This window comes from Methylosinus sp. KRF6 (assembly GCF_018887255.1).
In the GTDB taxonomy this organism is placed as follows: domain Bacteria; phylum Pseudomonadota; class Alphaproteobacteria; order Rhizobiales; family Beijerinckiaceae; genus Methylosinus; species Methylosinus sporium.
In genome coordinates this window covers 3,283,499-3,290,009 of the sequence record NZ_JAHLJF010000001.1, presented here as the reverse complement: position 1 = coordinate 3,290,009, position 6,511 = coordinate 3,283,499, and the positions used below count along the sequence as shown (strand labels likewise).

General features: G+C 62.2%; 4 protein-coding genes and 2 pseudogenes. 4 read left to right on the top strand and 2 right to left on the bottom strand.

Translation table 11 applies throughout. From position 1 onward, the window contains the following. Together KP010_RS15520 and KP010_RS15515 are read left to right on the top strand one after the other, a co-directional pair. On the top strand, nt 1-198 hold a 198-nt coding region (locus KP010_RS15520), incomplete at its 5' end, for a hypothetical protein (RefSeq protein WP_216281059.1). Between the two features lie 7 nt (nt 199-205). Next, nucleotides 206-505: pseudogene (locus KP010_RS15515) on the top strand (ISAs1 family transposase); the annotation flags it as partial. A gap of 102 nt (nt 506-607) precedes the next feature. Here KP010_RS15515 and KP010_RS15510 read toward each other — a convergent pair. After that, entirely contained in the window at nt 608-1,588 is a 981-nt protein-coding gene (locus tag KP010_RS15510; protein WP_216281058.1) for a glycosyltransferase family 1 protein, read from the bottom strand. Continuing rightward, a pseudogene (locus KP010_RS15505) lies at nt 1,546-2,824 on the bottom strand (IS5 family transposase); the annotation flags it as partial. The gene KP010_RS15510 and the pseudogene KP010_RS15505, both read right to left, overlap by 43 nt. 360 nt (nt 2,825-3,184) lie before the next feature. On the opposite strand from KP010_RS15505, the gene KP010_RS15500 reads away from it, so the two are divergent. Together KP010_RS15500 and KP010_RS15495 are read left to right on the top strand one after the other, a co-directional pair. After that, entirely contained in the window at nt 3,185-5,239 is a 2,055-nt protein-coding gene (locus KP010_RS15500) for a TonB-dependent siderophore receptor (RefSeq protein WP_216281057.1), read from the top strand. Nucleotides 5,240-5,254: 15 nt separating this feature from the next. Further along, nucleotides 5,255-6,481, top strand: a complete 1,227-nt coding sequence (locus KP010_RS15495) for a PepSY-associated TM helix domain-containing protein (protein WP_371824212.1) — start codon at nt 5,255-5,257, stop codon at nt 6,479-6,481. Nucleotides 6,482-6,511: the final 30 nt, after the last annotated feature.

Here is a 6,511-nt window from a genome sequence, read left to right as displayed (position 1 = left end):
CCGGAGCCCCTCGACGGGACCGACCAGAGCTACACCACGCTCTGGGGCACGATCGTCGAGAAGCGCCTTCAGACGCGACTTCTCTTTGAACACGGCGAAGGCGAGGCTCATGACGGCGGCTCCAGAATCATTCCGCCGACAGGGAATCACGCCGCGCGCAATCCGTTAACCGCCGTTAACCCGAATTCGGAGCCCTGATGATGATCGCGCCGACGACAAGGCCCCGCTGCATCTCGTCTCCGCCTTCGCCACCACCGGCCGCCTCGTGCTCGGCCAGGAGGCGGTCGAAGGCAAGGCCAACGAGCTTTCGGCCATTCCCGTCCTGCTCGATCGCCTCTCGGACGGCGGCGCGCTGAAAGGCGCGCTCGTCTCCATCGACGCCATCGCCACCAACGCCAAGATCGCGCAGGCGATCATGGACAAGGGAGCCGATTATCTGCTCGCGGTCAAAGCCAATCAGCCGATGCTGCGCGCCGAGATCGAAGCGCGTCCCCTAAAGGCTGTTTCTGCTCGCGGCGTCGATCGGCGGACGCGTCTCGACCGGACCGCTCAATCGCGAGGTGATAAAGCTTCTCTCGCGCGGCAATGTCGCCGATTGCGATTGCGCTCAGGCCGCAGTCTCCGCGCCCCAATGCAGCCCACGTCCCGAGCTCTTGTCTGGCAAGCGCGTCTGATAGGCATCGCCACGTACCAACTCGGTCAGAAGCTGCGTCGACTCTTTCCAAGTCCAGATATGCGCCTGCGTGGAAGTTTTCTTGTTGGCGAGTGTGGTTTGAATCACCTCTGCCAATCCTTTTTCGTCGAGAAGGTCGAAGAAGCGAGCTTTGCTATCGGTGATCTCTCGGAAAACCGGAATATCGCTCGCGATTACGGGAAGCCCGTGATAGGCGGCTTCAACCAGCGGCAATCCGAATCCCTCGGCAAACGAGGCGGCGATCAGACTATGTGCGCGCGTATAGAGAAGACGCAGATCAGAATCGCGGACGTTTTCGAGCCAGAAGAGCCTGCGTCCAAACTCGGGGTGCAGTCGAATTCGGCTCTCCAGCGCACGCGATTGCCAGCCCGAGCCGCCGACGATCACATAACGAATGTCGGCGCCCGCACGCCACAAGTGATCGAAAGCCGAAAGCGCGACCGAATAGCCCTTACGAGGTTCGATCGTGCCCACACTGAGGAAAAAAGGGCGCTCGGCGGCAACGATCGCCGCCGCCGCCGGAGAGGGGGGGACGACAGGGGCGGCGGAAAAATCCGCGCCGAGGGGCCACCAGCCGATCCGCTGACCGAATTTGGGTGAATAGCCGCTCCTGTCGACGTAATTGACTAAGGAGTCGGCCGTGCTCCGGGAGACGCAGACGACGGCGTCGCTGGCGAGTACGATTGTCTCGAACCAGCGTTTGAATGTGGAGACGGTCTCCGGGGCGAAGACAGTCGGGTAGTCAAGTGGAATGAGGTCGTGCAGACCGACGATGTTCTCGCCGCCGCGCTGGGTAACAACTTTCATGATCGCCGTCGTCTCCTCGGCGATCAGCCAGCTCGAATCGAGCATTAGAAATTTGTCGCCGGCGACAATTTCCACCTCGTCCGGCAAGCTGGTATGTCGGAAAAACGAGACGAGTCGGCCATTCTCGGGGCGGCGAGCAAGAGGGCGCACAAAAGCGCCAGCCATGCGAGGAGGCGTCGGAAGTTGTAGCCGGCGGCGGCGAGGACGGCGTTTGCGGCGTCGCCTTGCGCATGGGCGAGATGGTTGCGGCCCATTCGATGCTCGGCTTTGAGATGGCCGATGACCGGCTCGACGGCGGAGCGGCGTCGCAGCTCGCGCTTGATCGCTTCGGTCACGCGTCGTCGTTGCCCCGAGATGAACACCCGAAACTGATGCGTCGCCGGCGCGTTGTGGCCGCGATAGCCGCGGTCGGCGACAACGCGCGTGATCGTCGCGCCGATCTGCGTCTCCATCTCGGGACGCACGACGGCGAGCGTATGGCCGTCGTAGGGATTGCCGGGCAAGGCCTTCACATGCGTGACGAACTGGCCGCCCTTCGAGCGAAAAAGCGTCGTCGCCACCGACACTTTGACGCCGAACTCATAGGGCTTGTGCGCCTTGCCCTTGCCGATGCATTCGACTTCGGGCGCGTGCAGCGAATAGACCTTCCTGCCCCTCTGCTTCTGGCGCTGCTCGCGCACGCGCTCGGCCAGATAGAGCGGACGGCGGAAAATGTCGCGCAACGCCTCGCTGTCTCTGACCCGCCGCGCGATGTCGCGCTCGACGCGGCCGAGATAAGTCCTGATCTTGCGCAGCGCCTTGTTGGCGCGCTTGAACTGCTTGGCGTGAGCATAGCGCTGATGCGCGATGAGCGCGTGCTTGCCGATGCGCTCGTAGGATTGCCGCAGAACGACGCCGTGCTTCTTGGCGAGGCGCACCAGCCGCTCGCGGGCGCGATGCATCAGTCTGGCGTCGGTCGGAAAGGCGACCGCCTTCTCCTGTACGGTGGTGTCGACGATGACCTTGGAGAAGTCGGACGGCTTCGCCGCGCCGGTTTTGGTCGCGACCGACAGGCTCTCCTGAACGAGCGCCGCGAGCTTCTCTTCGCCCATCCTCTGGCGCCAACGCGTCAGCGACGAGCGATCGAAGGAGAGCTTGTGCTGGAAGATAGGGGTTTTCCAACCAGCGGTCGCACAGCGCCTCGTCGGAGAGGTCGTGCATGTGCTTCAGGATGGCGAGCCCAGCCATGAGCCGCGTGGCCAAGGGCGGGCGCCCCGGAACATCGGCGTAGACCGCTCCGAAGCTGTTCTCCAGAAAGCCCCAATCGATGGTCCGGGCGAGTTTCGCCTCATTGGAAATATTCCTACCTGATGCCTTGGAAGCTTTGCAAAGTAATATTCAATCGTCATTGTTGATCGACATCCCACACAACGGCTACGATAACGCTAGTCATACAGGCAAGCGCGCCTATCGCGGCGTGCGGATTTAGCGAGCGAGCCAGGCCCCTCTGGCCGAGCAAGCCGCCAAAAGTTTGCCGAGAGCTGGAGTTCGTATTTCATGTCTCGAAAACTTCGCACGGCGTCGTGGGGCGTTGCTACCTTCCTACTCATTGACGCTTGCAGCGGTTCGCGGGCCAATGCGCAAGAGGCTCTACCGACAATCGACATACAAGCGGAGACTGCTGGAGCCTACGACGCGAATCGTATGCCCGCGAACAAGACGCGGCCGACCAGCGTCATCGGCCAACCGCCCGCGCCTTACGGCGGCGGACAGGTCGGCAGCAGCGCGCGCGTCGGATTGCTCGGGAACCGCAATATTTTCGACACGCCGTTCAATATCACGGGCTACACCGAAAAGCTCGTGCGCGACCAGCAGGCGCGAACCGTGACGGATGTTGCCGACAATGACTCTTCCATCCGCATCAACGCGCCCCGCTATGGCGGAATCGACGGATTTCTGGTTCGCGGCTTTCCCGTGTTCGCCGGCGACTTCGCCTTGGACGGCATCTATGGCGTCGTAGATTGGCGGAGCCAGGCGATCGAACCGATGGAGCGCATCGAAGTCCTCAAAGGTCCGAACGCGCTCTTGAATGGCGTTCCTCCGCTCGGAACGATCGGCGGCGCCATCAATCTCATTCCCAAACGTGCGACAGATGCGCCGATCACGCGCGTGACCACGAGCTTCGCATCGCGCGAACAACTCGGCACGCATATCGATATCGGCCGCCGCTTCGGCCCGAACAACGAGTGGGGCGTCCGCTTCAATGGCGCCTTTCGCAAGGGCAGCACCCCGATCGATTTCCAAGGCGACGAATTCGGCGTGGCGGCGCTGGCTCTGGACTACCGCGGCGAAAGGCTGCGCGTGACTACCGATCTCGAGCTCCAAGGGCGCGATCTCGACGCGCCGACGCGGCAAAAAACCGCTCTGGCGGGCTTTCCAATCCCGAGCTCGCCGTCGCTGCTCATCAACCCGCAGCAACCGTGGGAATATTACAACGCCCATCATTGGCATGGCGCGTTGCGTGCGGAATACGACCTTGCAGAAAATGTTACCGCCTATGCAGCCTACGGGCACTCACGCTTCGACGAGCTGTTTTTTGGCGGGGTCCTTCAAATAGTCAACGCGCGTGGCGACTTCAGCACGACGCCCACTCTCACCTCACAGGGCGTGCAGAGCGATACCGCCGACATCGGTCTGCGAGCTCGTTTCGAAACGGGTCCGCTCGAGCATCAGCTCGCGTTGTCTGCGGTCGGTCTCTGGCAGGACACCGGCATCATCAACACGAGCGTCGGTCGCGCGATCACGTCGAACATTTTCACTCCCCTCTATGTTCCAGCGCGGAGCGATTTCGGATTGCGTCGGGACGCGCCACGGACAGCCTCCCGCATGAACCGCAGCGTTGTGATCGCCGATACATTATCGGCCTATGACGACCACGTGCTCCTCACTCTGGGCGGACGCTGGCAACAGATCGACGTCAAGAACTACAACGCCAATAGCGGGTCGATCACATCGAGCACGACCAATCAGGCATTCAGTCCGGCGGCTGGATTGGTGGTGAAGCCGATCGAGAATCTGTCGCTCTACGCGAACTATATCCAAGGATTGAGTTCGGGCGGCATAGCGCCGGTCAACGCGATCAACGCCGGCGAAGCATTTCCGGCTTTCATATCTCGGCAGATCGAGGTCGGCGCCAAATACGACTTCTTCGGCGCTCTGGGGCTGACCGTCGCAGCCTTCGACATCACTCAGCCGAGCAGCTTCACCGACCCGACCACCCGCCGATTCTCGGTCGACGGCGAGCAACGCAATCGCGGGCTCGAGCTCAACGTGTTCGGCGAGCCTACGCCCGGGCTTCGTCTTCTGGGCGGCGTCACCTGGCTCGACGGAGTGCTGACGAAGACCGCCAACGGAGCCAATAATGGCAAGACCGCCGCCGGCGTTCCGGACGTTCAGCTCAATCTCTATGGCGAATACGACCTGCCGTTTTGGCTCGCGCCGGGAACAGCGACGCTCACCGGCCGCGTCATTTATACCTCATTCCAGTTTTACGATCAGGCGAACACGCAGAGCATACCGGAGTGGACGCGTCTGGATCTCGGCGGGCGCTACACTGTCGAGATCGAGGGCCGGCCAGTGACGCTGCGCGTCAGCGTCGAGAATGTCCTCGACACCAATTATTGGGCGACGACCGGACGGGGTCTGCTCACGGCAGCCGTGCCGCGCACATTTTTGGTTTCGACCACCGTCGATTTCTAGAAGAAGAGGCCTATCGTGGTCGCCGGCCCTGCAGGCACATGGACGTCGCTCTTGCGCGGTGCATTCATGTGGCTGCACAGGTGGATCGGCCTCGTTGCCGGGGCGCTGCTTGTTCTCATCGGCCTTACAGGCAGCTTCAATGTGTTCTATCGCGAGATCGACGCTGCCCTGAATTCGGCTCTCTACAAGCCGCTCGGTCCTGAACGCAACGTTACGGCCGCCGAGGCGATAGAAGCGGCGGCGCGCGCCGATGCGGCGCCGATCACGTCCATCATCGTTCCCGACCGGACTTGGCCCGTCTGGGTTGCGATCCATGCGCATGGCCAGGGAATCCACGCGCATCTCTGCACCACCATGATCGATCCCTCGAACGGTGCGGTTCTCGGACGACGCAACTACACGGACTCATTCGCATTCACGATCTACCGTCTGCATTCCACTCTGTTGCTGCGGGACTGGTGGGGAAAGGAACTCGTCGGCGTCCTGGCCCTCGCCCTGCTCGGTTCGGCTTTTTCGGGATTCTATCTTTGGTGGCCGCGGACGGGCCGGATATGGCGCTCGATGTCCGTGCGCAAGGGCGTGTCGCCTCGGCGTTTCATTGTCGATGTTCACAATACCGCCGGCTCGTGGAGCTTCCCCCTGCTGGCGATGATCGCAGCTACCGGCGTCGGAATTGTGTTCCCCGACGTAGCGCGCCCCGTGATAGGCCTGTTCTCGACCGCCACGCCCTATCCTTCTCCCAAGATCGAAGCTCCGCCGGACAAGAGCGCGCCCAGACTTTCCGCCGATCAGATCGTCGAGCGCGCGCGCGTCGCGAAACCGGGATCGGACATCGCTCGCCTCGATCCGCCGACCGAATCGCGCAACACATGGCGAGTGCTATTTCGTCCGTTCGGAGCGGATCCGGCCTTGCGTTCACGGGGAGCGATCTGGCTAGATCCATGGGCGGGCGACATCGTTCACGATCGCACGGCGGATATCATGTCGATGGGCGACCGCTACGTGACCGAGCAGCTCTGGTTGCACAACGGAGCGACATTCGGAGCGGTAGGCCGACTGGCGGTATTCGCAACCGGCTTCGCGCCGCTCGTCTTGTTCGTCACAGGCTTTCTGATGTGGCGAAGCAAGCGGCTCTCTCGAAGGCTTTCGCCTCCCGACCCTCGTCGGAAACGCCCGAAAGACCCCGGCTCTCGTCAAAGCCTGCTCGGAGCCGAGTCGGTGTTGATTTCCACTGAGAGCTGACCCAGGCAGCACGAGTTTTTCCACCGAGAA

Excerpts from the sequence above, each read along its gene's own strand:
- KP010_RS15500 (WP_216281057.1), top strand. The coding sequence starts at position 3,185 with ATGCCCGCGAACAAGACGCGGCCGACCAGCGTCATCGGCCAACCGCCC.